The organism is Kushneria sinocarnis, from assembly GCF_003633775.1.
In the GTDB taxonomy this organism is placed as follows: domain Bacteria; phylum Pseudomonadota; class Gammaproteobacteria; order Pseudomonadales; family Halomonadaceae; genus Kushneria; species Kushneria sinocarnis.
In genome coordinates this window covers 258,931-282,698 of the sequence record NZ_RBIN01000006.1, presented here as the reverse complement: position 1 = coordinate 282,698, position 23,768 = coordinate 258,931, and the positions used below count along the sequence as shown (strand labels likewise).

Sequence of the window (23,768 nt, the reverse complement as noted above, 5' to 3'; positions counted from 1 at the left end):
GCCGGGGCGCGTGGCTGCGGATGGGCGCCTCAGCGCCCGAGCTGATCGGCGTTGTAGGGCGCCCGGGGCCGCTGCCCGTTGAGCACCGCCAGCAGGTTGTCGACTGCCAGCTCCGCCATGGCATAGCGGGTTTCGTGCGTGGCCGAGCCGATATGCGGCAGGGCCACCACGTTGTCCATCCGGGCCAGCGGCGAGTCGGCCGGCAGCGGTTCGGTGGTGAAGACATCGAGCCCGGCGGCGCGAATGGTGCCGTTGTCGAGCGCTTCGATCAGGGCCGGCTCGTCGACCACGCCGCCGCGTGAAATGTTGACGAAGATGGCCTGATCGCCCATCAGCTCGAACTCGCGCTGGCCGAACATCTCGCGGGTGGCTTCGGACAGCGGTACGGTCACGCAGATGAAGTCGCACTCGCGCAGCAGCTCATCAAGCTCCCGCCAGCTGGCGCCGAGTTCCTGCTCGAAATCCTCATGACGCGAGCGGTTGTGATAGCTGACCGTCATGTTGAAGCCGAATCGGCCGCGTCGTGCAATGGCGGCGCCGATCCGCCCCATGCCGACGATCCCCAGATGCTTGCCCTGGACATCCACACCGAAGTGCGGCTCGGCGATGCTGCTGGTCCACTCGCCATGGCGGACCATGTTGGCCAGCTCGACGGCGCGCCGAGCGCTGGCCAGAATCAGCAAAAAGGCCGTATCGGCGGTGGTTTCGGTCAGCACATCGGGAGTGTGACAGAGCACGATGCCACGCTCGTTGAGATAGTCGATATCGTAGTTGTCGACGCCGACCGAAATGCTGGAAATGACCTCGAGATTGTCCGCCTCGGCCAGCAGTTCGCGATCCATGGGCACGCTGGAGCCGATCAGGCCGTGCGCCCGCTTCAGCGCCTCGCGGAAGTCGGCGTTGTCACGCAGATTATTCTCGCCGCTGAAATCGAGGACCTCGCACTCGCTTGCCAGCCGCTCGTGCAGGGCCGGCTTGAGCGGACGTTGATAGATCAGAACCGTCTTGCGGGACATGCAGCGTTCTCCTGTCTTGCAGGGAGTGGTGAGGTGCGCCCGCGGGCGCACCCTCGACATCAGGAGTGCGCGGCCGCCTGGGTCGGCCGGGATGGCTCCTGTTCGGTAACCGGGCGAACGAAATGGATCAGCAGCGCCGCAAACAGTAACGAACCGCCCATGGCGATGTAGGAAGCCGCGGGCGTCCCGGTCAGGCCATTAAGATAGCCTACGCCATAGGCCCCCAGAAAACCGCCCAGCGCACCGCAGGAGTTGACCAGCGCGATGGCCCCTCCGGCCACGTTGCTCGGCAGCAGTTCCGGAATGATGGCAAAGAAGGGGCCGTAGGGGGCGTAGAGCCCGAAGCCGGCAATCACCAGCAGGGCATAGGACCACCAGAAGTGGTGGGCGCCCAGCAGATAGGAGCCCATGAAGGCGAGACCGGCAATGGCCAGGGGAGGCCAGACGAAATGGCGCCGGTTGAGCTGCTTGTCCGAGGCCCAGGAGACCAGCAGCATGCCGATGACGGCCGCCAGATAGGGCGCGGAGGAGAGCCAGCCGGTTTCGACGATGTCGAGCTGACCGGCCTTCGAGAGGATCGACGGCAGCCAGAGCACGAAGCCGTAGACCCCGATGCTCCAGCAGAAGTATTGCAGGCAGAGCAGCAGCACCTGGGGCGTTCTGAAGGCCGTGGTGTAGTTGGCGACCGGCTTCAGATCGCGCTGCTCCTCCCGGAAGGTATCGGCCAGTGCCTGCTTTTCATCCCGGTTAAGCCATTTCGCCTGCTCGGGGCGATCATCGACCAGAAACCACCAGCATACCGCCCAGAGGATGCCCGGTGCCCCTTCGATGATGAACATCCAGCGCCAGTCGGTCTGCTCGATGAGGTAGCCGGAGAGCACCGACATCCACAGCACCGTGACCGGGTTGCCGAGGATCAGGAAGGTGTTGGCCCGCGAGCGTTCGGCGCGGGTAAACCAATGGCTGAGATAGACCAGCATCGCCGGCATCACGGCGGCCTCGGTGACACCCAGCAGGAACCGGATCACGATCAGGCCGTAGGCATTGGGCACGATGCCGGTCAGCGTGGCCAGCACGCCCCAGGAGAGCAGGCACCAGAAGATCAGTACCCGCGCGCTGCGTCTTTCGGCGTAGATGGTGCCGGGAATCTGACAGAAGAAGTAGCCCAGAAAGAACAGCGAGCCGAGCAGTGACGACATCGCCGAGGTGATATGCAGATCCTCCGCCATGCCGCTGGCGGCGGCGAAGCTGTAATTGGCGCGATCGACGTACGCCAGACTGTAGGTAATGAAGACGATCGGCATCAGGTACCACCAGCGCCGAACGGGCAGACGTGTTGCCATGGTCCATGCTCCTTGCCGGAAAGCGGCCCCGTCGGGGCCCGGCATGTGGTTGAGAAAAGGGCTTGTCAGACGATCGTGCGGGCCGTGAAGGCCCCGACGCCGAGCTCGTCACGTCGGGGCAGGCCTTCCATGTCACCGGCCACGCCGATGGCGCGGGCACCGATGAGATTGGCGCGTTCGAGACAGGCCTGTGGCGCCAGCCCCTCGAGCCGCGCGCTGATGAAGCCGGCAGCGAAGCCATCCCCGGCGCCGACGGTGTCCACGATCCGGGGAACGCGCTGCGCCGGGCAGTGCCGGGCGCCTTCATGGTTCTGCCACCACGCTCCGTCGGCACCGAGCTTGATGACCACTTCGCGCGCGCCCCGCTCGAGATAGAAGCCGGCGATCGCCTCGGCGGTTTCGAGTCCGGTCAACAGCCGGCCCTCTTCCAGCCCCGGCATGACCCAGTCCGCCATGGCAGCCAGCGCATTGAGCTCGGCTCGCATGGTGGCGGTATCCGGCCACAGTGCCGGACGCAGATTGGGGTCGAAGGAGAGGGTGCCGCCGAGTTCGCGCATGGTGCTCATGGCGTGGCGGGTCAGGGCGCCGGCAGAGTTGCCCAGTGCCGGCGGAATACCGGTACAGTGCAGGTGACGGGCGCCCGCGAGCAGTTCGCGGGGCAGGTCCTCCGGGGCGAGTCGGCTGGCGGCCGAGCCACGGCGAAAGTACTCCACTTCAGGGTCGCCGCCGTCGTCGCGTCGGGCCTTGAACTGGAAGCCGGTGGGGTGTTCGGGATCGATCCGGATCCGGCTGCAGTCGATGCCTTCGCCGGCCAGGGTGTCGATGATGAAGCGGCCGAGACTGTCATCGCCCACCCGGCTGATCCAGGCAACGTTGAGGCCGAGCCGGGCAAGTCCGATGGCGACGTTGCTGTCGGCCCCGGCGATGCGTTTGGTAAAGCGGGTCACGTTGCTCAGCGGGCCGGTCTCTTCGGCCACCAGCATGGCCATCGTTTCACCGAAGGCGACGATGTCATGAGTCGGTGCGTGAAGCGGGGCGGTCATCAGCAGAGCTCCTTCAGGGGCAGATGGCGCAGCCGATCGACCTGTCGGCGCAGGGCGGCCGGGTCGTCGGGCGGGACGGGAAATTCCAGCGCTCGTGGCAGGTCGGCTGGCAATGACCGCCAGAGCCGTGACCACGTCTCGAGCGTGGCGTCATCCGGGGCGCAGGCGTGCCAGCCCTCCCCGTCGTTGCAGGCGTGCTTGCAGTGCATGTAGCCGATCCGGGCGGCCAGCGCGTTGATGCCGTCGGCCGTCGGGTGGCCGTTCCAGTAGCCGTTGCCGAGATCGAAGGTGGTGGAGAGGGCCCGTGGCCCTCCGACGCGCGGTGAGTCGGGCGCCAGCTGCCACAGTCTGCGATGCAGCTGCAGATGGCTTTGCGGGTCACCGCCGCGGCTGGTCTGATCATTTTCGATGGTGATGGCCAGCGGAGTGCGCTCGAAACGTGCCAGCAGCATCTGCAGGGCGTTATCCGCAGGCTCGTCATGCGCAGGCCAGTCTCCCAGCGCGAACTTGATGAACGTGGCGCCCAGCGCTTCGGCGCGTGCCAGCGAGCGGCCGAGGGCTTCGCCATCGGTCGCCCCGTGGCGGTCGAACAAGGGGATGGCGGACGAATAGGCGACTCGCAGGGCGCTGTCAGCCAGCCGCCGACGCAGCTCGTCGAGCGGCTGGTCGTGATGACTCAGCAACTCTTCGCGCAGCTCGATGCCGTCGGCACCGGCGCGGCGGATGTGCTCGATCAGTGCGCCCTGACCCTGCCGGGTCACATGGTCGGCACCGAAGGCCGAAGTACAGATCATGACCGGACCCATGGTGGTCTCCCTGTGGTGGTTGGGAACGATCCCAAAAGCAGCGGATTCAATTCGGCGGGACACCTCATCAGCGTGCTCCCGGGGTCGAGCCGCGCTGGTACAGGGTCGCCGGGAAGGTGTAGTCGCGAGCGTCGCGGGCACCGCCCTCGATGTGGTTCAGCAGACGCTCGAAGGCGAGGCGGCCGATCTCGCCGACCGGCTGGGCGATGGTGGTAATGCCCGGGCCGACCAGGGCACACCAGTCCAGCTCGTCGATGCCCATCAGGCCGGTGTGGGCAAAGGGGTCGGCGCAGTGCCGGTAGAGCGCCTGACAGACGGCCAGGGTCACGACCCCGTTGGCGCACAGGATGGCCCGTCGATGGTGTCCGGCATCAGCGAGAAAGGAGGCAAGGCAGCGATCGAGTTCGGTGGTATCGGGTTCCGGGGTGAAGGCCTGCTGATGCACCCGGCCGGTCAGGGCGTGCCGGGTCACTTCGTGCTGAAAGGCGGCCAGGCGGGTTTCGCGGGAGCTGATGGCCGCCGTGGGCTCGCTGATCATGAGTATGTCGTGATAGCCCTGTTCGGCCAGATGGCCCACGGCGAGGGACATGGCCTGCTCGTTGTCGAGTCCGACCATGTCGCACTCCAGGGTCTCCAGCCGGCGATCGACCTGAACCATCGGCAGCCCGGCCTTGAGCATCTCGCTCAGGGCCGCGGCGTTGTGGCCCGGGGTGTGCACGATCAGCCCCTCGATGCTGTAGCCCTGCAGGACTTCCAGATGGCGCTGCTCGAGGGCATCGTCGCTGTCGGTATTGCAGACCACCAGCGAATACCGGTTCTCCCGGCAGGCGAGTTCCGCGCCGTGCACCATGGCCACGGTATAGGGATTGCGCATGTCGGCCACCAGCATGCCGATCAGGCCGGTACGCCGACCGCGCAGACTGCTGGCGATGCGATCGGGGCGAAAGCCCAGCCGTTCGATGGAGGCTTCGATGCGTGTGCGCATCGACTCCGACAGCAGGGCGCGCTCGGCGCCGAAATAGCGCGACACGCTGGTCTTGGAGATGCCGGCATCACGGGCGACGTCATGAATGGTGGGACGTCGCTGACGGCCGGGACGGTGCTGACCGTGATGGGAGTGATCCGGGGACATGCTCTCTCCGCGGTGAAGACGTTTCTGGGAACGGTCCCAGAAATCGGTGCGTTTGATGGACGAAGAGAGTGGAGCAGTGGGGCGGCGCTGCCCATTGGACCTTGGCGGCAGGAGATGTCGTGGTGCTACAGCGGCCTGGACGAAGGGCGAACGGTTATCGGCGTACCCCCACAACAAAAAAAACCGCTGACCCTCGGGTCAGCGGTTTGACAGGTGAGCCGGATGACAGCCGGCTCAGTGCAGCTTGAGGCGCGGTCGCAGCCAGTTGTTGAGTCGATCGACCATGATCTTGAGCATGGTCCGGAAGCTGCCGTGAATGGCGCGCTGATGCATGCGGTAGAGCGAGGCGTAAAAGAGCTTGGCCAGTGCCCCTTCGACGAACAGGCCGCGGGTCGAAGCGCCCCGCATGACATTGCCCACGGCATCGAAATGGGCCAGCGAAATCAGCGAGCCCATGTCACGATAGTGGAAGTTCTTCAGTGGCCGATCATTCATGGCTGCCACCAGGTTGCCATACAGGGTGTTGGCCATCTGATGCGCGGCCTGGGCACGGGGTGGCACCATCTTCTCTTCGCCCTGCGGACAGGCCGCGCAGTCACCGAGTGCGAAGATGCGCTCATCGTCGATGCTCTGCATGGTCTGATGGACGCGAACCTGGTGATTGCGCTGGGTGGAGAGCCCGAGTTCGCTGAGTATTTCGGGCGCGCGCACCCCGGCTGCCCAGACGGTCAGGTCGGCGTCGATGCGTCTGTCATCGGCCGTGTCGAAGCCCCGCTCGTCGGCCGAGGTGATGCGGGTGTCGGTGTGAATCTGCACGCCGAGCTTGTCCAGCTCGCGGCGTGCCGATTCGCCGATCCGCTCCGGCAGCGCCGGCAGGATGCGTGGCGCGGCCTCGATCAGATGAATCTGCAGCTGGTTGCTGTCGATTTCCGAGTAGCCATAGCTGTTGAGCATCCGGGTGGCATTGTGCAGCTCGGCGGAGAGCTCCACGCCGGTGGCTCCGCCACCGACAATGGCGACCGACAGATGCGAGCGGTCGCGATGGGCCGGATCGCTGTAGCGCAGGAAGGTATTGAGCATTGCCCGGCGAAAGGTCTCGGCCTGTTGGGTGCTGTCCAGGAAGTAGCAGTGGTCGGCCACCCCCGGAGTGCCGAAATCGTTGGAGACACTGCCCACCGAGAGCACCAGATAGTCATAATCCAGCGTGCGCTCGCCCAGCACGACCTCGCCCTTTTCATCGTGCAGCGGGGCAAGCGTGATCCGGCGCGAGTCGCGGTCGAGCCCGCTGAGGGTACCCAGCTGATAGCGATAGCCGTGAGTACGGGCGTGCGCCTGATAGGAAACCTCGTCGAGCCCCTGGTCGAGCGCGCCGGTAGCGACCTCGTGCAGCAGCGGTTTCCAGATGTGGGTGGGGTTGCGATCGACCAGGATGATTTCGGCACGGTTGCGGCGTCCGAGCCTGCGACCCAGACGCGTCGCCAGTTCGAAGCCACCGGCGCCGCCGCCGACCACCACGATACGGGGTACTGACATGAAAGGCCTTCCCTGCAGGAGATGAAAAACGAAAGCGAAAGCGGGTGCGCACCAAGCGCTTGTGCCACCGGGCCGGGACCCGGTCGCACAAGCACTCCGAAGGCCGTGCCGGATGAAAAATGCTCATTGACGTCGAACACGCTACTCTAGCAGGCGCGCGCGCGTCATGGATATGCCCGCTGGCGGCAACCGCCGGGCGCGTCATGTGATGACACTTCCCTTTCTACCGGAGCAGCACGATGCATGCACCCCTCAAGGACATGGCACTGGTCTGCTGGGACCTCGATGGCACCCTGATCGATTCGGCACCGGATCTGGCCACGGCGCTGGATGCCGTACTGGCCGAGCGCGGGCTGGCGCCGGCCGGTCTCGCTGGCGTTCGCGACTGGATCGGCAACGGCGCCCGCCGGCTGGTCGAACGGGCGCTGACGGCACGCTCGGGCAATGCGCCGAGTGCGGCAGAGCTGGAAGCAGCCCACGGGGCGTTTCTTGATCACTATCGGCAGGCCCCCTGTGTCGAGACCCGGCTCTATCCCGGTGTGGCCGCATGCCTGCGCTCGCTTGAACAGCGCGGCCTGAAGCAGGTGCTGATTACCAACAAGCCCGGTGATTTCATCGCCCCGATCCTGCAGGCGCTGGGTATCGGGAGCCACTTCGAGCGGACCCTGGGCGGTGATGCGCTGGAGCGCAAAAAGCCCGATCCGGTGCCGCTGCTGCACATCGCCCGCGAGCTGCAGGTGGCGCCCGAGCGGGCCCTGATGATCGGCGATTCGCGCAACGATATCGAAGCCGGTCGGGCAGCCGGATTCCGTACCCTGGCACTGAGCTGGGGCTATAATCACGGTGAGCCGATTGCCGCAAGCGACCCGGACTACCTGCTTGATTCGCTCGAGGGACTCATTTAGGGTTGCCAGGCGTCGGTTGACACCCTGAACACTGACCTGCGAGCCGTTGCCAAGGCGCTCGCCTGATGCTGGACATGCCAATGCCTGCCGATCGGATTTTCCTGCCGTACTGCTGTCGTTCCGTTGCCCCCGGGCAGGGGCGCTGGCGATGGTAACCGCCCTCCTGGCGGACCCTCCATGCCCGTAACGGGTGTTTGCACTGCAGCGCCCTGCCGAATGCCGAACAGGAAATGCCGATCATGATGACCCCCGAGCGTTTTGCCGAACTCAGTGACGCCGGTTACAACCGGATTCCGGTCTCCCGGGAGATCCTGGCCGATCTGGATACGCCGCTGTCGACCTATCTCAAGCTGGCCGATCAGCCCTGGACCTTTCTGCTGGAGTCGGTACAGGGCGGCGAGAAGTGGGGGCGTTATTCGATCATCGGGCTGCCCTGTCGCGAGCGTCTCGAGGTGCGCGGTCATGTGGTCCGTCATTTTCGCGATGACGAGCCGGTCGGGGCTACCGAGGTTGAGGATCCGCTCGACTGGATCGATCAGTTTCGTACCCGTTTCCGGGTGCCGCCGATCGAGCCCGGCATGCGTTTCAACGGCGGCCTGGTGGGCTACTTCGGCTCCGATACCATCCGGCTGATCGAGCCGCGCCTGCGCGGGGTGGAAAAACCCGATCCCATCGACGTGCCCGATATCCTGCTGCTGGTGGCCGATGAGCTGGTGGTGTTCGACAACCTCTCCGGCCGGCTGACCCTGCTGGTACACGCCGATCCCGAAACGCCGCGCGCACTGGAGCTGGCCCATCAGCGCCTCGAAGCGCTGGAGCGGGCACTGCGCGACACGCCGCTGACCCACTACAGCCCCGGAACCGGTCGCGACAACGTGGCCGAGGATGATTTCTTCGCCAGCTTCTCCGAGCAGGGCTACAAGGAAGCGGTCGAGCGCATCAAGGAGTACGTGCGCGCCGGCGATGTCATGCAGTGCGTGCCGTCGCAGCGCATGACCACGCGCTATACGGCGCCGCCGCTGGATCTCTACCGGGCGCTGCGCAGCCTCAACCCGTCGCCCTACATGTTCTTTTTCAACCTCGGGGATCACCACGTGATCGGTGCCTCGCCGGAAATTCTGGCACGCCTGGAAGGCGACGAGGTCACCCTGCGGCCGATCGCCGGGACCCGCCACCGTGGCCGAAGCGAGGAGGAGGACAGGGCGCTCGAGGCGGACCTGCTGAACGATCCCAAGGAGCGGGCAGAGCATGTCATGCTGATCGATCTGGGGCGCAACGATGTCGGCAGGATTTCCGTGGATGGCACCGTGGATCTGACCGATACCATGACCATCGAGCGCTATTCGCATGTCATGCACATCGTCTCCAACGTGACCGGTCGCCTCAAGCCCGGGCTGGGGCCGCTGGATGTGCTGAAGGCCACCTTCCCGGCGGGTACGCTCTCCGGTGCGCCCAAGATCCGGGCGCTGGAGATCATCGACGAGCTCGAGCCGGTCAAGCGCGGGGTCTATTCCGGCGCGGTGGGTTATCTCTCCTGGCAGGGCAACATGGACATGGCGATCGCCATCCGGACCGGCGTGCTCAAGGATGGTGAGCTGCATGTGCAGGCCGGTGGGGGGATCGTGGCCGATTCCGATCCGGAGACCGAATGGCATGAGACCCTCAACAAGCGCCGGGCCCTGTTTCGCGCCGTGGCCATGGCCGAGCGGGGGCTCGACAGGCTGGACTGAACCGGGTCGATGACAGCCGGCTATCGCCTCCATGAAGGCAGCCTGCTCGCCGTCAGCCCCCGGCATCGCTACAATCCGGTCATCACGGCTTGATGAGACGTGAGGGCGTGCCATCTGCCTGACCCGTGTGATGGCGCGCAAAGAGTGACGACCGCTTCGGCTGCCCGGAGCGGTTTTTTCATGTCGGGTGGTCGGCAGTACGGGGCAGGGTATGGGCGTCAGTGATAATGAAAACTCTTATCATTTGGTTTGACTTGTCATTCTCATGCGTATAGGGTTGTCATTGTGGTGATCGCCAGTCACCACATGATCGGATTCGTTGAGGTCAGGCTTCGTCTCCGGTTATCTCCTCATCAAGCTAGTCACGGTCCTTGTGCCGCCCCTTGCCGGGGCGGCTTTTTATTGCCGCTCACTTCCCCGCTTCGGGCAGACTGCGCCAGCAGGGCTTTAGTGTCCGGCATGGCAATGTGCATGAAAATCGGCTCCGGCGCCCCCGGTGGAGCCGATTCGTTCGCATGGCGTGTCACTCCTGCCGATTTTTCTCCCTTGCGTGGCCCGGGGCAATGGTTGCTCTCCGGTGTGTGCTGTCGCGGATCTGCCTCCGGGTACGGCCCTGAGCGCCATCGGACCGGAGTGTTCGAGCGGCTTCTCATCATGCCCCCACGGGCGACGACATGGTCATGGTGGCGAGGCGTAAGGTAAAATGCATGCAGCAGGCAAGGGCTGTTCCCGCCTCAGGAGCGGTCGCTGCAATCAACACGAAGGTCCGGTCCGGCATTTGACGTCGGCAATACCCGTTTCCCGGGTTCAACAGAAGTGGCAGGGTTTATGAGCGCACGTGTGCTGATGATCGACAACTACGACAGCTTTACCTACAACATCGTCCAGTACCTGGGTGAGCTGGGGGCCGAAGTCGATACCATTCGAAACGACACGCTGACGCTTGAGCAGATCGAGCAGCGCGAATTTTCCCATCTGGTGATCTCGCCCGGTCCCTGCAGCCCCGATGATGCGGGCATCTCACTGGCGGTAATCGAGCGGTTCGCCGGTCGGGTGCCGATATTCGGGGTCTGCCTGGGCTTTCAGGCCATTGGTCAGGTTTACGGTGGTCGAGTGGTGCGCGCCGGCATGGTGATGCATGGCAAGACCTCGCTGGTGACCCATCACGAGCAGGGCGTGTTCGAGGGGCTGGACAATCCGCTCGAGGTCACCCGCTATCACTCGCTGATGGTGGAGGACGAGAGCCTGCCGGAGTGTCTTGAAGTGACGGCACGCACTGTCGATGATGACGTCACGCCCGGCATGGTGATGGGCTTTCGTCATCGTCGGCTCGATGTCGAGGGAGTGCTGTTCCATCCCGAGTCGATCCTGTCACGCCAGGGCCATGAGCTGCTGGCCAACTTCATCAGGCGTGTGCCTGCCGAATCGGCGCGAACCGGTGCAACACCGGCCTGACTGCGCTGACCCATCGCTGCTCACGGGAACGCAAACATGGAACTCAAGGATGCCATCCGCGCGGTACATGCGCGCCGGGACCTGACGCTGGACGAGATGCGCTCGGTCATGTCGACCATCATGAGCGGTGAAGCCGATGCCATCCAGATGGGCGGCTTTCTGATGGGGCTGGCCATGAAGGGGGAGACGGCCGACGAGATTACCGCCGCGGTGCAGGTCATGCGCGAGCTGATGCATCCGGTACACGTCAATATCGAGCCGGTGGTGGACATCGTCGGCACCGGCGGCGATGGCATGGGACTGTTCAACGTCTCGAGCGCGGCCAGCTTTGCCGCAGCGGCCTGTGGTGCCCATGTGGCCAAGCACGGTGGCCGGGGGGTGTCGAGTTCCTCGGGCAGCGCCGATCTGCTGGCCCGGGCGGGCGTGTCGCTGGATCTCGATCCCAGTCAGATCGCCCGCTGCATCGAAGAGGTTGGCGTTGGCTTCATGTTTGCCCCCAACCACCATACCGCCATGCGCCATGCCGTGGCCGTACGACGGGCGCTGGGGGTGCGGACCATGTTCAACATTCTGGGCCCACTGACCAATCCGACCGGCGCGACCCGTCAGGTACTGGGTGTCTACGATCGCTCGCTGGTGCCGCTGCTGGCGGAGTCACTGCGCCGGCTGGGCAGCCGTCATGTGCTGGTCGTACACTCCGCGGATGGTCTCGACGAGATCTCGCTGGCGGCGCCGACCCATGTGGCGGAGCTGAAGGGCGGGCACATCGAGGAGTACGTCATCACACCGGAGGCGCTGGGCATCGAGCGTCAGCCGCTCTCGACGCTGCGCGCCGAGGATACCGAACAGAGTCTGGCACTGGTGCAATCGGCGCTTGCCGGCAGGGGGCCTGAAGCCGATATGGTAGCGCTCAATGCCGGGGCTGCGCTCTATACTGCGGATCTGGTGGACTCCATTGCCGAAGGTGTTGCCCGTGTACGCGCCGCCCTCGATCGTGGCGAGGCGCTGGAACGACTGCACAGCCTGGCCCGCTTTTCGGCTTCGCTGCTATCCGGCGAACGGCATTGAGAGTTTCGGATGCATCCGCCACGGCATGGCATCGGGCCGGTATCAGTCCGGCCCCGTTCAAGGAGAGGGCCGATGAGTGAACTGCCAACCATCCTGCAGCGCATCATTACGCGCAAGCATGAAGAAATCGAAGCGCGCAAGCGTGAAACCGACATGGCCTCGATGCGCGCGCGCGCCGAAGGTGCCGAGCGGCCGCGTGGCTTCGTGACATCGCTGGATACCCGAATTCTGGCCGGTGATCCCGCCATCATTGCCGAGATCAAGAAGGCCTCGCCATCGAAGGGCGTGATTCGTCCCGATTTCGATCCGGTGGCGATTGCGCAGAGTTATCAGATGGGGGGAGCCGCCTGCCTGTCGGTGCTGACCGATCGCGACCATTTCCAGGGCGATGACGCCTACCTGATGGCGGCCCGGGAGGCCTGTCATCTGCCGGTGCTGCGCAAGGATTTCATGGTCGATCCATGGCAGGTCTTCGAGGCACGCGCCATCGGCGCCGACTGCATCCTGCTGATCGTGGCGGCACTGGATGATGCGCGCCTGCGTGAGCTTCATCAGCTGGCCCACGAGCTGGGGATGGATGTGCTGGTGGAAGTCCATGATCGGGAAGAGCTCGAGCGGGCGCTGGCGCTGAATCTCACGCTGGTGGGTATCAATAACCGTGATCTGCGTACCTTTGATACCCGGCTGTCGACCACCTTCGATCTGCTGCCTCAGGTGCCGGATGACGTCACGGTAGTGACCGAATCGGGCATTGCAACCCGCCGGGATATCGAGCACATGCAGGAAAACGGCGTCAATGCCTTTCTGGTCGGGGAACGTTTCATGCGTGAAGAGGAGCCGGGGGCAGCCCTGCGCGAACTCTTCTTCGACACGTCAGCCGGTGGCAGCCGCGCTTCGTCCTTCGCCTGACCCGGGATGTGGTCGCCGATCCGGCTCAGGCCGGGTCGGCGGGTTCGGCAGAAGGGGCGAAATCGTCCCCATCGAACAGTTCCGGACGATCGGTAATCACTGTATCCACGCCGTGCGACCACCAGCGATGGAAACGCCTGGGGTCGTTGACCGTGTAGCAGATCAGTCGCCGGCCACGATCACGGATTTCCTCGGCACGGGCGGGGTCGAGACTCTGCCAGTTGGAATGGATGCTGAAGGCTTCGACCTGCTCGGCATCGGTGACCCAGCCACGCGTCGGGCCATCCTCGTAGAGAATGCCGAGGGCGCAGTTGCCGTCGAGCTCCCGTACCCGCGAGAGAGTGGCCACACTGAAGCTCGAGATCAGCAGGCGCTCCCGGGGCAGCATTGCCACGGCCTGTGGCACCACGGTTTCGGCCAGCAGGTTGTCATCATGGCCGGCGCTCAGCTTGAGCTCGAGATTGAGCCCCAGCCCGAGTTCGCTGATCAGTGCCAGGGCCTCCTCCAGGGTAGCCATGCGTTCACCGGCAAAGCGTTCATCGAACCACCGGCCGACATCCAGACGCTTTGCCTGCGCCAGGGAGTAGTCCCGCAGTAGGCCCTGACCATCACTGCAGCGCACCACATGCGCATCGTGCCACAGCACCGGTGTGCCATCGCCGAGACACTGCACATCAAGTTCGAGCCAGTTCAGACCGGCTTCATGAGTTGCCCGAATGGCGGCGAGGGTATTTTCGGGGGCGTGATGGGAGAGACCGCGATGAGCGATCAGGCGGGGAAGCTCCATGTAGATTCGATCCCTGCTGGTGTACGGGACGATCGTAGTATAGATACTTGCGGCCCTGGTAGGGCGATTCGGCCACCTTCGTACGGCCACTGATCGGCCCGGGCCCGCGACGATACGCGAGCACTACCGATGATGCCGCGCCACGGGCGTTATACGGATTCAGGAGAGTACGACCTTGAAACTGACCTATATCAATGACCAGCGACGCGATGGCTGTCTGGCCTGTCTGTGTGCCGCCGTACACGGTCAGCAGGCCGGCCTGACGCCGCTGGTTGAATTTGCCGGCCTTGACCGGCTGCTCGATCAGGAGAGCGCCCGCATCGTGGCGCTGGTGGATGAGGCCGAGTGTCCGCTGTCACTGGCACTGCTGGTGCTGGATGTCGAAGGGCAGGGGCTGTCGCTGCGCCTGCTGGCAACGCCGGAAGCCCTGCGTGGCCATGGCTACGCGCGCGAACTGGTGACCCGGCTGGCCGCTACCACGGCGATGCGGGTCACGACCCGGGAGCCGCATCTCGAGGCCTTCTTCAAGACCTTCGGGTTTACGCGCTGGTGCCATGCCGATGACGGCGCCCGGGTAGGCTTCAATGAGCGTGCCGGGGTTCATCGCCTGATGGAGGCGCCGGAAACCGTCGATTTCAGCGCCGAGGCCGTCACCCGCGCCTTCAAGCGTGACAACGGCTTGTTCGAGGATTACAAGCAGCGTTTTGTCACCGGTCTGGAGTCGCTGCAGACCGGCCAGTCCCGGCAATAGCAGCCTGATGAGCAGTAGCGGCTGCTGAATGCATGATGAATGCATGAAAAACCCCGCTCGGATGAGCGGGGCGAAAGGCATGGCGCAGGCCGCCCGTAGGGGCCTGCAGAGGATCAGAAGTTGATCCCGAAGTGGGTCTGATAGCTGGTGTGCCAGCCATCGTCGACCGGCGAACCGAAATAGTTCAGGCCGTTCTTGTTGGTAATGATGTCAAACCAGGCGTAGTACGGGCCGGCGGTCAGCTTGAAGCCCAGGTCGTTGAGCTGCGGATCGTTCATGCTGCCGTCGCCGCCATTGATAGCCGAGTAGTCGCCGTCCGGGCTGATGTAGCTGTAGTCGTTGAAGAAGTAGACGTTCTCGATCGGCCCCCAGTCGACATCCATGCTGTAGGCGAGACTGACGTTGTACATCTGCCCCTTGGCCGGGATCAGGTAGTTGAAGTCGAAGGCGCCGATCTGAATGACGTTGTCGGAGATGCCGGTCTCTGACTCGGGGGCATTCTTGGCGTGATACTCGTAGTGCGTGCCCTGCAGCTGCACGCTCCAGTTGCCGTAGTTGCCGTTCAGCCCCAGCGCGGCTGCCCAGTTGTCCCCGGAGTCATTGGTTCGCTCGTTGTAGAGCTGACCGCCCTTGGCGGAGGCGTTGATCTCGGTGGTGTAGTCGGTGTCGTAGCCGAAGGTATAGGCCGCACGTGCCGCCAGCTGGTTTTCCGACTGGTTACCCTGATCGCCGACGCTATCGATGGAGCCGTCATCGTTGAAGGTCGGGTCAGCAGTCCCGCCAGGCGGATTGGCGCCATAGCTGGTATTGGAACTGCCCAGCTGATCGTTCTTGAAGTAGGCCAGGTCGGTGGTCCAGGGGCCGTTCTCGTGATGCCACTTGACGCCCAGGTTCTGGTTGTCGTTGAAGCCGGCGAGATAGGGCAGGGTGCCGTACCAGCCGAGATAGCCGTAATCCATGTTGCCGAACGGCGTCTGTACCAGCCCCACCTTGATGGTGTCGCTGTCGCTCAACTCATAGCCCAGCCAGCCGTGGTGCAAAAAGCGGTAGCCGTCATAGAAGCGGTACTGGAAGGAGTAGAGGAAGTCATCCACCTCGCCATCGAAGCCGAGAATCAGCTTGTTGAAGTCGATGTCGCCGCCGGTGTCCTTGTCCGTGTCATCCCAGTCGTTGATGGCATGACCGAATTCCATGGTGGCGCTGAACTCGGTCTGCTGCATCTGCTCGAGCATCGAGCTGTTCTTTTCCGCCAGGCTTTGTTGACTGCTGCTGTTGTACTGCTGGCTCTCCGCACTCTTGCCCGGGGCGGTCTCCCCCTGTGTGGAAGCGCTGGCGGCGCTGCCCCCCTGCATGTTCTGCTGACTTTCCAGTCGCTCCAGGCGCTGCTGCATCTGGTTCAGCTGCTGGCGCAGCTGCTGGATGGTCTGTTGTTCGCTGCTGGTTTCAGCAAAGACATGGGGTGCGGTCAGCGCTGTGCTGGACACACCCAGGGCAATGGCCAGTGTCTGGAAGGTTGTTCTGGTCACGTTGTGTTCCCCGTTCGTTGTATTGGAAGTCTGATATTATTGTGAAGTTTGATGTTTTTTATAATTCTGGCTTATGGATGTCAAGGTGACGTAACAAATTCGTGAACACTGATTGATATCAGTGACGTTGGTTTCAGGCCAGTAGAAACGGTCAGGGCCGGCCCGGGGCAGGGCCGGCGCCGGTGGGGGCAAGCGTTCAGCGCCGACGCAGGCGATCGAGATAAAGATAGACCACCGGCGTGGTGTAGAGCGTCAGCAGCTGACTGACCAGCAGGCCGCCAATGATCGAAATGCCCAGTGGTGCACGCAGCGCGGCGTTCTCATCGGTGCCCAGCGTGAGGGGAATGGCGCCCAGAATGGCGGCAAGTGTCGTCATCATGATCGGTCGGAAACGTACCATGGCGGCCTCGTAGACGGCTTCACGGGCACTCAGCTGGCGTGTGCGCTCGGCATCCAGGGCGAAGTCCACCAGCATGATGGCGTTCTTCTTGACCACCCCGATCAGCAGGATGATGCCGATCATGGCGATCAGCGTGAACGGCTTGTTCAGCAGCATCAGCGCCAGCAGTGCGCCGATACCGGCGGAAGGCAGGGTGGATAGAATCGTCAGCGGATGGATGTAGCTTTCGTAGAGAATCCCCAGCACCAGATAGACCGTCAGCAGGGCAGCCAGGATCAGCCACGGCATGGCGGCCACACCACTCTGGAAGGAGGCCGCGCTGCCGCCGAAGTCGGCCTGGATATCAACCGGCAGATTGAGACTGTCCAGCCGATTGCTGATGGCGGTAGTAGCCTCGTCGAGATTGACCCCGGTGGCGGTGTTGAAGGAAATGGTCGTGGCAGCAAACTGTCCCTCGTGGCTGACACTGACCGGTGTGGTACTGCGCTCGAGATGGGCAATGCTGGCCAGCGGGATACGGTTGCCGTCCCCATCGATGACATGGATCTGCTTCAGGACCTGGGGAGAGTTCTGCCAGGCCTTGCCGACCTCCATGACCACGTAGTACTGATTGGTACCCTGATAGACGCTGGAGACCTTGCGCTGGCTGAAGGAGTTCTGCAGCACATCGTCGATGGCTGCCATGTCTACCCCCAGCCGTGAGGCCCGGTCGCGATCCACCACCAGCATCATTGCCTGGCCCTGGCTGCGGCTGTCACTGTCGACGCCGGTAATGGCATCGACTTCCCGCAGTGCCTCGGTCACCTTCGGCGACCACTGGCCGAGCAGCTCCAGGCTGTCGCTTTTCAGCGTCAGCTCGTACTGACCGCTGCTGCCGCTGCTGCTGCCGGCGCGCAGATCCTGCAGGCCGAACATGAACACATTGAGGCCGGCGGTATCACTGAACATGGCACTCAGGCGGTTGGCAGTCGCGCTGGTATCGGCACTGCGATCATCCTTGAGCGTGATGAACAGGGTGGCCTCGCTGCTGCTGCCATCCCGGCCACCGCCGATGAATCCCAGCACCCGATCGACCTCCGGATCCGCCATCAGTCGCTCGCGCATGTGGTCGAGCTTGCTGCTCATGGCCTGAAACGACAGGCTCTGATCACCGCGGGCAAAACCCAGTAGCCGGCCGGTATCCTGATCGGGCACGAAGCCCTTGTCGATCGCCGTATAGAGATAACCGTTGAGGACGATCACGGCTACCAGCGAGAGCAGGGTCAGGCGACGATGGCGCAGCGAGAAGTCCAGACTGCGGGCATAGGCCCGGGTGATCAGGGTGCCGCTGCGTTCGATGAGGCGCTGCCACAGGGGAGGACGCTCGCGCGCAGCCGGGACACGCAGCCATCGGGCACACAGCATCGGGGTCAGGGTCAGCGATACCAGCAGCGAGACCACGATGGCCGTGGCCAGGGTCATCGAGAACTCGTGGAAGAGCCGGCCGATCAGCCCGCCCAGCAGCAGCAGCGGGATGAATACCGCAATCAGTGACAGGCTCATCGACAGCACCGTGAAGCCGACCTCGCGCGCGCCCTGCAGGGCTGCCCGGAAGGGGGGCTCGCCGCGTTCGAGATGGCGGGCGATGTTCTCGACCACGACGATGGCATCGTCGACGATGAAACCGATGGCCACCACCAGCGCCATCAGTGACAGCGTATCCAGCGAGTAACCCAGCAGATGCATGACGCCGAAGGTGCCGATCAGCGAAACCGGAATGGCGGCACAGGGGATCAGCGTGGCCCGCCCGCTGCGCAGGAACACAAAGACCACCAGCACCACCAGCACCACGGCCAGGATCAGCGTGAACTGGGTCTCGTTGAGCGAGGCGCGTATCCCCGGCGAGCGGTCGAGCACCACGCTGAGACGCGCGTCACCCGGCAGGGCCTGCTCGATGGTGGGCATGCGATCGCGGATGCCCTGGATGGTCTGGATGATGTTGGCCCCAGCCGAGGGGCTGATGACCAGCAGTACCGCGGGCTGATGATTGAGAAAGCCGATGCGCTGCTCATCCTCGACCCCATTGGTCACCCGGGCCACATCGCCGAGACGCAGCACGCTGCCGCTGCCGTCATCGCGCAGCACCAGCGCGCGGTAGTCGGCGGCGTCGAACAGCTGGCTGTTGCTGTCGACCATCAGCCGGTGTTGTTCGCCGTCGATGAAGCCCTTGGGGCGGTTGCTGTTGGCCGCCATGATCGCCTGCCGGACATCGCCCAGTGCCAGCCGGGCGTGCTCCAGCGCGCGCGGATCGAGATCGACCCGCACTGCCGGCGACGAGCTGCCGCCGACATTGACATCACCGACGCCCTCGACCTGGGCAATGCGCGGGGCGATCACCTCGTCGGCCAGGTTGTAGCGCTGCCCCTGGCTGATGGCATCCGAGGTCAGCGCCAGGATCATGATCGGTGCGCTGGAGGGATTGAGCTTGTCGTAGGAGGGCGGACTGGTCATGGCGCTGGGCAGCAGCGGCTCGGCGCGGTTGATGGCGGCCTGCACCTCGCGTGCCGCCTCGTTGACATCCTTGTCGAGATCGAACTGGATCGTGATCCGGGTGGTGCCCCGCGAACTCGACGAGGACATCCGGTTGATGCCGGCAATCTGCCCCAGCGAGCGCTCCAGCGGCGTCGCTACCGTCGAGGCCATGGTCTGCGGATTGGCCCCCGAGAGCTGGGCGCTGACCACGATGGTCGGAAAGGAGACATCGGGCAGCGGCGCGATCGGCAACCGGGCATACGCCAGCATGCCTGACAGCACCACCGCCAGGGTCAGCAGGGCGGTGGCGATCGGGCGCCGGATGAAGGGTTCCGACAGGCTCACGAGGTCGCTTCCTGCCGGTCGGTATCATCCCCCTGGTGCGGCGTGCGCTGCGGCACCAGCCGGTCGAACGCCAGATAGATGACCGGGGTGGTGAACAGGGTCAGCAGCTGGCTGACCAGCAGCCCGCCGACCATCGACAGGCCCAGGGGCTGGCGCAGCTCGGCGCCATAGCCGGAGGCCAGCATCAGCGGTACCGCGCCCAGCAGGGCGGCAAAGGTGGTCATCATGATCGGACGAAAGCGCAGCAGGGCGGCCCGATAGATGGCCTCGCGGGGCGGCATGCCGCCCTCGCGCTGCGCCTGCAGGGCGAAGTCGATCATCATGATGGCGTTTTTCTTGACGATGCCGATCAGCAGGATGATGCCGATGATACCGACCATGCCGAGCTCATGGCCGGTCAGCATCAGTGCCAGCAGGGCGCCGATGGCCGCCGATGGCAGCGTCGACAGGATGGTCAGGGGGTGGATGAAGCTCTCGTAGAGAATGCCCAGCACGATGTACATGGTGACGATGGCCGCCAGAATCAGCCACAGCGTGTTGCTGGTGGAGCCGGCGAAGCTGCGTGCCGAGCCCTGGTAGTCGAGTCGCGTGTCATCGGTGAGCCCTATGTCGCTACGCGCCTGATCAATGGTATCGAAGGCTTCCGACAGCGAGTGTCCGGGGGCGACATCGAAGGAGATCAGCGCCGCCGGAAACTGGTTTTCGCGCTGGATGGAGAGCGCCCGGGGGCGGGTCTCGAGAGAAACCAGCGTCGACAGGGGGACCTGCTCGCCATCCTCGCTGGTGACATAGAGATGCTCGATGGCGGACGGGCCATCCTGCTGTCGGTCTGACACACTCAGGACCACCCGGTACTGGTTGGACTGGGTGAAGATGGTCGAGATCAGTCGCTGCCCGAAGGCGTCATAGAGGGTGGCATCAATATCGGCCATGCTCACGCCGAGCCGGCTGGCCCGGTCGCGATCGACCTTCAGGCGCAGTGCCAGCCCGTTGTTCTGCAGATCGGTCGTGGCGCTGGAGATGGCCGGGGAGTCCCGCAGCTGCCGAAGCATGGCCGGTACCACGCTTTCGAGCTGACTGCGATCGCCGTTGACCAGGCTGAACTGGTACTGGTTGCGGCTGATGGTGTCTTCCAGGGTCAGGTCCTGGATCGGCTGCAGATAGAGGGTGGCGCCGGCCACGCTGCGAGCCCTTTCGGTCAGCCGCTGACTGATCTCGGTAGCGCTGGCATCCCGCTCGTCGATCGGCTTGAGATTGATCTGGAATCGGCCGGTATTGAGGGTGGTGTTGGTCCCGTCGATGCCGATGAAGGAGGAGAGGCTCTCGACGGCCGGATCCTCGAGGATGAGATCGGCCAGCTGCTGCTGGCGATGCGCCATGGCCCTGAACGAGGTCGACTGTTCCGCCTCGGAGATACCACGAATGACCCCGGTATCCTGGGTCGGAAAGAGCCCCTTGGCAATCGAGAGATACAGTACCGCGGTGACGGCAAAGGTGGCAGCGGCCACGATCAGCGTCAGGTACTGATGGTTGAGTACCCAGCGCAGTGCCCGGTCGTAGCCGCCGTGCAGCCGGCCGAAAAGGCCGGAGCGCTGGCGCATCAGCGCTTCGACATCATCCTCGTTGCGGTGGTCCTCGGCCGGCTCAGCGGTGCGGCGACGACGCAGCATGAGCGAGCAGAGCATGGGCGTCAGGGTCAGCGACACAAAGGCCGAAATCACGATCGAGATTGCCAGCGTGATGGCAAACTCCCGGAACAGGCGGCCCACCACGTCTCCCATGAACAATAGCGGGATCAGTACCGCAAGCAGTGAAACCGTCAGCGAGACGATGGTGAAGCCGATCTGCCTCGAGCCCTTGAGCGCTGCCTCACGCGGGGGTTCTCCGCGCTCGACGTGACGCATGATGTTTTCCAGCACCACGATGGCATCGTCGATCACGAAGCCGGTGGCGATGGTGAGGGCCATCAGGGTCAGATTGTTGAGGCTGAAGCCGGCCAGATGCATGACGCCGAAGGTACCCACCAGCGACAGGGGAACTGCCAGACTGGGAATGATGGTGGCCGGAATATTGCGCAGGAACAGGAAGGTCACCATGACGACCAGAGCGACCGCCAGTACCAGCTCGAACTGCACATCATGCACCGAGGCTCGGATGGTAGTGGTGCGATCGGTCAGTACCCGGACATCGACGTTGCCCGGCATCGACCTTTCCAGATTGGGCAGCAGCTGTCGGATGGAGTCGGCGACATCAATCACATTGGCGCCGGGCTGGCGCTGCACGTTGACCACCACCGCCTGCTCGCGATCGGCCCAGGCGGCCAGCCAGGCGTTCTCCGCGCCACTGGTGACTCTTGCAACATCCTGCAGCCGCACCACGGCGCCATCGCCGTTGTCCTTGAGAATCAGGTCGCGATACTCATCGGCGGAAACCAGCTGATCGTTGGCATCAATGCTCAGCGCCCGATAGGGGCCGTTGATGCTGCCCTTGGCCTGATTGACATTGGCACTGGCAATGGCTTCGCGTACCGCTTCCAGATCGAGCCCGCGTGACGCCAGCGCTCGCGGATTGACCCTGACCCGGACCGCCGGCTGGTGACCGCCGGCGAGCGATACCAGACCGACACCGGACACCTGGGCAAGCTTGGGGGCCATGCGGGTGTCGACCAGATCGTAGACCCGGGTCAGCGGCAGCGAGCTGGAGCTGACCGCCAGGGTCATGACCGGCGCATCGGCAGGATTGACCTTGCTGTAGCTGGGCGGCATCGGCAGGTCGTCCGGTAACAGGGTGTCGGCCTGGTTGATGGCTGCCTGCACGCCCTGTTCGGCCACTCCCTGATCAATATCCAGCCCGAAGCGCAGGGTGATGATCGAGGCTCCGCCGGTACTGGTCGAGCGCATGTCCTCCAGCCCGGAGATCTCGCCGAGTTCATCCTCCAGCGGGGCGGTGACGTTGGAAAGCATCACGTCCGGCCCGGCGCCGGGGTAGAGCGTTCTGACCTGGATGGTGGGGTAGTCGACCTGCGGCAGCGACGCTACCGGCAGCAGCCGATAGGCCAGAATGCCGGCGATCAGGATCGCCATCATCACCAGTGAGGTGGCGACCGGGCGGAGTATGAACAGACGCGATGGATTCATGAATTCGCGCTGTGGCCTGTCTGTTCGGGATTCGAACCGGCGTCCGGGGCATCCCCCTGGCCGTGGTTGCTGTCCGCCGTGACGTCACTGTCGGACTCACCGGGCAGGGTATGGCTGACCACCTTGACACTGGCGCCATCGCGCAGTCGATCGACGCCATCGACCACGACCTGCTGGCCGGCTTCGACCCCCGAGCTGACGGCCGCATGAAGATCATCGCTGGCGGCCACCTCGATGGCGTTGCGACTGACCTTGCCGTCGTCACTGACGACATAGACGAAGTTGCCCTGGTCGCTGTTCTGAATCGCGGTCAGCGGAATCACGATGGTGTCAGCGATGGTCCTGAGTTTCAGGCGAACATTGACGAAGGCGCTGGGAAACAGGGTCAGATCGCCATTATCGAAGCCTGCCCGCATGCGCACCGTGCCGGTTGCCGTGTCGACATGACTGTTGATGCTGGTCAGCTGGCCCCGGGCCAGCACGGTGGTCTCATCGCTGTCGAGTGCCTGGACGGTGAGACTGCCGTCGCTGTCGAACTGCTGCTGGATGGGAGCGCGATACTGCGAGGGCATCGAGAAGATGACCGAAATGGGGGAGAGCTGGGTGAGGGTGGCGATGGGGTCCTCGTCACCGAGCTGGATGATGTTGCCCGGGTCGACATTGCGAATCCCGATGCGCCCGGAAACCGGTGCTTCGATGGTGGTATAGTCCAGCTGTACCCTGGCATCCTGCACATTGGCCCGATCGGCGGCCACCGTGCCCTGATACTGCTCGACCAGCTGTTGCTGCTCCTCGAGATCCTGACGCGAAACGTAGTTGGTCTTGATCAGCTTCTGATAGCGCTCGAGGTTCTGGCGAGCCGTCTTCAGCTGGGCCAGGTCCTGTTCAAGCTGTCCTTTGGCCTGATCGAGCTGGGCCTGGTAGGTTCGCGGATCGATGCGGGCCAGCACGTCACCCTTCTCGACCCGGTCTCCCTCCCGGAAGTTGACCGACAGCAGCTCGCCTTCCACGCGTGGACGGATTTCGACCCGGTGCAGGGAGGTGACCGTGCCCAGTGCGGAGAGATAGACCGGGAAATCCTCGCGGCTGGCGGCAATCGCGGCGACCGAGGTAGCACCGCCCCCCCGGCTCTGGCCCCCGTCAGAAGCATTTTCCTGCTCACCGCCACCCCGGTGGATCAGCCACCAGCCAACGGCCAGCCCGATCATCACGATCAACAGCAACAGGAGAATGAACCAGCGCTTGCGGTGTTTCCGGGGTGATTCTGTCATGAGCCTTTCATACTGTATTGGCGAAAGCATACCCGAGTGGGTGACCGCTGCACGAACGGTACGACACCCCGAGGGCTTTCCCAGCATAACCAATTGGCAG

17 protein-coding genes are annotated in these 23,768 nt (G+C 64.0%); 6 read left to right on the top strand and 11 right to left on the bottom strand.

Annotated features, from left to right (window positions below; translation table 11 throughout):
• Nucleotides 1-29 precede the first annotated feature (29 nt).
• The 6 genes from C7446_RS11735 to C7446_RS11710 form a co-directional block, all read right to left on the bottom strand.
• The gene (locus C7446_RS11735; protein ID WP_121173283.1) at nucleotides 30-1,016 is read right to left on the bottom strand and encodes a 2-hydroxyacid dehydrogenase; all 987 of its coding nucleotides are present in this window, start codon (nucleotides 1,014-1,016) and stop codon (nucleotides 30-32) included.
• A gap of 59 nt (nucleotides 1,017-1,075) precedes the next feature.
• The gene (locus C7446_RS11730) at nucleotides 1,076-2,359 is read right to left on the bottom strand and encodes an MFS transporter (protein ID WP_121173282.1); all 1,284 of its coding nucleotides are present in this window, start codon (nucleotides 2,357-2,359) and stop codon (nucleotides 1,076-1,078) included.
• A gap of 65 nt (nucleotides 2,360-2,424) precedes the next feature.
• Nucleotides 2,425-3,402 carry a sugar kinase gene (locus C7446_RS11725; protein ID WP_121173281.1) on the bottom strand — a complete coding sequence of 326 codons (978 nt, stop codon included), beginning with the start codon at nucleotides 3,400-3,402 and terminating at the stop codon, nucleotides 2,425-2,427.
• Nucleotides 3,402-4,208, bottom strand: coding sequence for a sugar phosphate isomerase/epimerase family protein (locus tag C7446_RS11720; RefSeq protein WP_121173280.1), 807 nt, complete (start codon nucleotides 4,206-4,208; stop codon nucleotides 3,402-3,404). The genes C7446_RS11725 and C7446_RS11720 overlap by 1 nt, the downstream gene beginning before the upstream one ends.
• A gap of 67 nt (nucleotides 4,209-4,275) precedes the next feature.
• On the bottom strand, nucleotides 4,276-5,340 hold the full coding sequence (locus C7446_RS11715) for a LacI family DNA-binding transcriptional regulator (protein ID WP_121173279.1): 1,065 nt from the start codon (nucleotides 5,338-5,340) through the stop codon (nucleotides 4,276-4,278).
• Between the two features lie 234 nt (nucleotides 5,341-5,574).
• Nucleotides 5,575-6,873 (bottom strand): NAD(P)/FAD-dependent oxidoreductase, encoded by a 1,299-nt coding sequence (locus C7446_RS11710; RefSeq protein ID WP_121173278.1) that lies wholly within the window; start codon nucleotides 6,871-6,873, stop codon nucleotides 5,575-5,577.
• Between the two features lie 239 nt (nucleotides 6,874-7,112).
• On the opposite strand from C7446_RS11710, the gene C7446_RS11705 reads away from it, so the two are divergent.
• The 5 genes from C7446_RS11705 to trpC all read left to right on the top strand — a co-directional run bounded on the left by C7446_RS11705 (nucleotide 7,113) and on the right by trpC (nucleotide 12,940).
• The gene (locus tag C7446_RS11705; protein ID WP_121173277.1) at nucleotides 7,113-7,778 is read left to right on the top strand and encodes a phosphoglycolate phosphatase; all 666 of its coding nucleotides are present in this window, start codon (nucleotides 7,113-7,115) and stop codon (nucleotides 7,776-7,778) included.
• A gap of 242 nt (nucleotides 7,779-8,020) precedes the next feature.
• Entirely contained in the window at nucleotides 8,021-9,508 is a 1,488-nt protein-coding gene (gene trpE, locus C7446_RS11700) for an anthranilate synthase component I (RefSeq protein ID WP_121173335.1), read from the top strand.
• Nucleotides 9,509-10,336: 828 nt separating this feature from the next.
• Complete coding sequence (locus C7446_RS11695; RefSeq protein ID WP_121173276.1) at nucleotides 10,337-10,963, top strand: anthranilate synthase component II; 627 nt, start codon at nucleotides 10,337-10,339, stop codon at nucleotides 10,961-10,963.
• Nucleotides 10,964-10,999: 36 nt separating this feature from the next.
• Nucleotides 11,000-12,031, top strand: coding sequence for an anthranilate phosphoribosyltransferase (gene trpD, locus C7446_RS11690; protein WP_121173275.1), 1,032 nt, complete (start codon nucleotides 11,000-11,002; stop codon nucleotides 12,029-12,031).
• Nucleotides 12,032-12,103: 72 nt separating this feature from the next.
• On the top strand, nucleotides 12,104-12,940 hold the full coding sequence (gene trpC, locus C7446_RS11685; protein WP_121173274.1) for an indole-3-glycerol phosphate synthase TrpC: 837 nt from the start codon (nucleotides 12,104-12,106) through the stop codon (nucleotides 12,938-12,940).
• A gap of 25 nt (nucleotides 12,941-12,965) precedes the next feature.
• On the opposite strand, the gene C7446_RS11680 is transcribed toward trpC, so the two are convergent.
• The gene (locus tag C7446_RS11680; RefSeq protein WP_121173273.1) at nucleotides 12,966-13,727 is read right to left on the bottom strand and encodes a glycerophosphodiester phosphodiesterase family protein; all 762 of its coding nucleotides are present in this window, start codon (nucleotides 13,725-13,727) and stop codon (nucleotides 12,966-12,968) included.
• Between the two features lie 175 nt (nucleotides 13,728-13,902).
• Between C7446_RS11680 and C7446_RS11675 the strand changes: the two genes are divergently transcribed.
• A complete protein-coding gene (locus C7446_RS11675) occupies nucleotides 13,903-14,478 on the top strand; it encodes a hypothetical protein (RefSeq protein WP_121173272.1) in 576 nt (191 codons plus the stop codon).
• Nucleotides 14,479-14,591: 113 nt separating this feature from the next.
• Here the strand turns inward: C7446_RS11675 and C7446_RS11670 are convergent, their stop codons facing one another.
• The 4 genes from C7446_RS11670 to C7446_RS11655 form a co-directional block, all read right to left on the bottom strand.
• Entirely contained in the window at nucleotides 14,592-16,004 is a 1,413-nt protein-coding gene (locus tag C7446_RS11670; RefSeq protein ID WP_121173271.1) for a hypothetical protein, read from the bottom strand.
• A 196-nt stretch (nucleotides 16,005-16,200) separates the two neighbouring features.
• The gene (locus tag C7446_RS11665) at nucleotides 16,201-19,260 is read right to left on the bottom strand and encodes an efflux RND transporter permease subunit (protein ID WP_121173270.1); all 3,060 of its coding nucleotides are present in this window, start codon (nucleotides 19,258-19,260) and stop codon (nucleotides 16,201-16,203) included.
• Complete coding sequence (locus tag C7446_RS11660) at nucleotides 19,257-22,397, bottom strand: multidrug efflux RND transporter permease subunit (RefSeq protein ID WP_121173269.1); 3,141 nt, start codon at nucleotides 22,395-22,397, stop codon at nucleotides 19,257-19,259. Before C7446_RS11660 ends, C7446_RS11665 begins: the two co-directional genes overlap by 4 nt.
• Nucleotides 22,394-23,668 (bottom strand): efflux RND transporter periplasmic adaptor subunit, encoded by a 1,275-nt coding sequence (locus C7446_RS11655; RefSeq protein ID WP_170150069.1) that lies wholly within the window; start codon nucleotides 23,666-23,668, stop codon nucleotides 22,394-22,396. The genes C7446_RS11660 and C7446_RS11655 overlap by 4 nt, the downstream gene beginning before the upstream one ends.
• Nucleotides 23,669-23,768 lie beyond the last annotated feature (100 nt).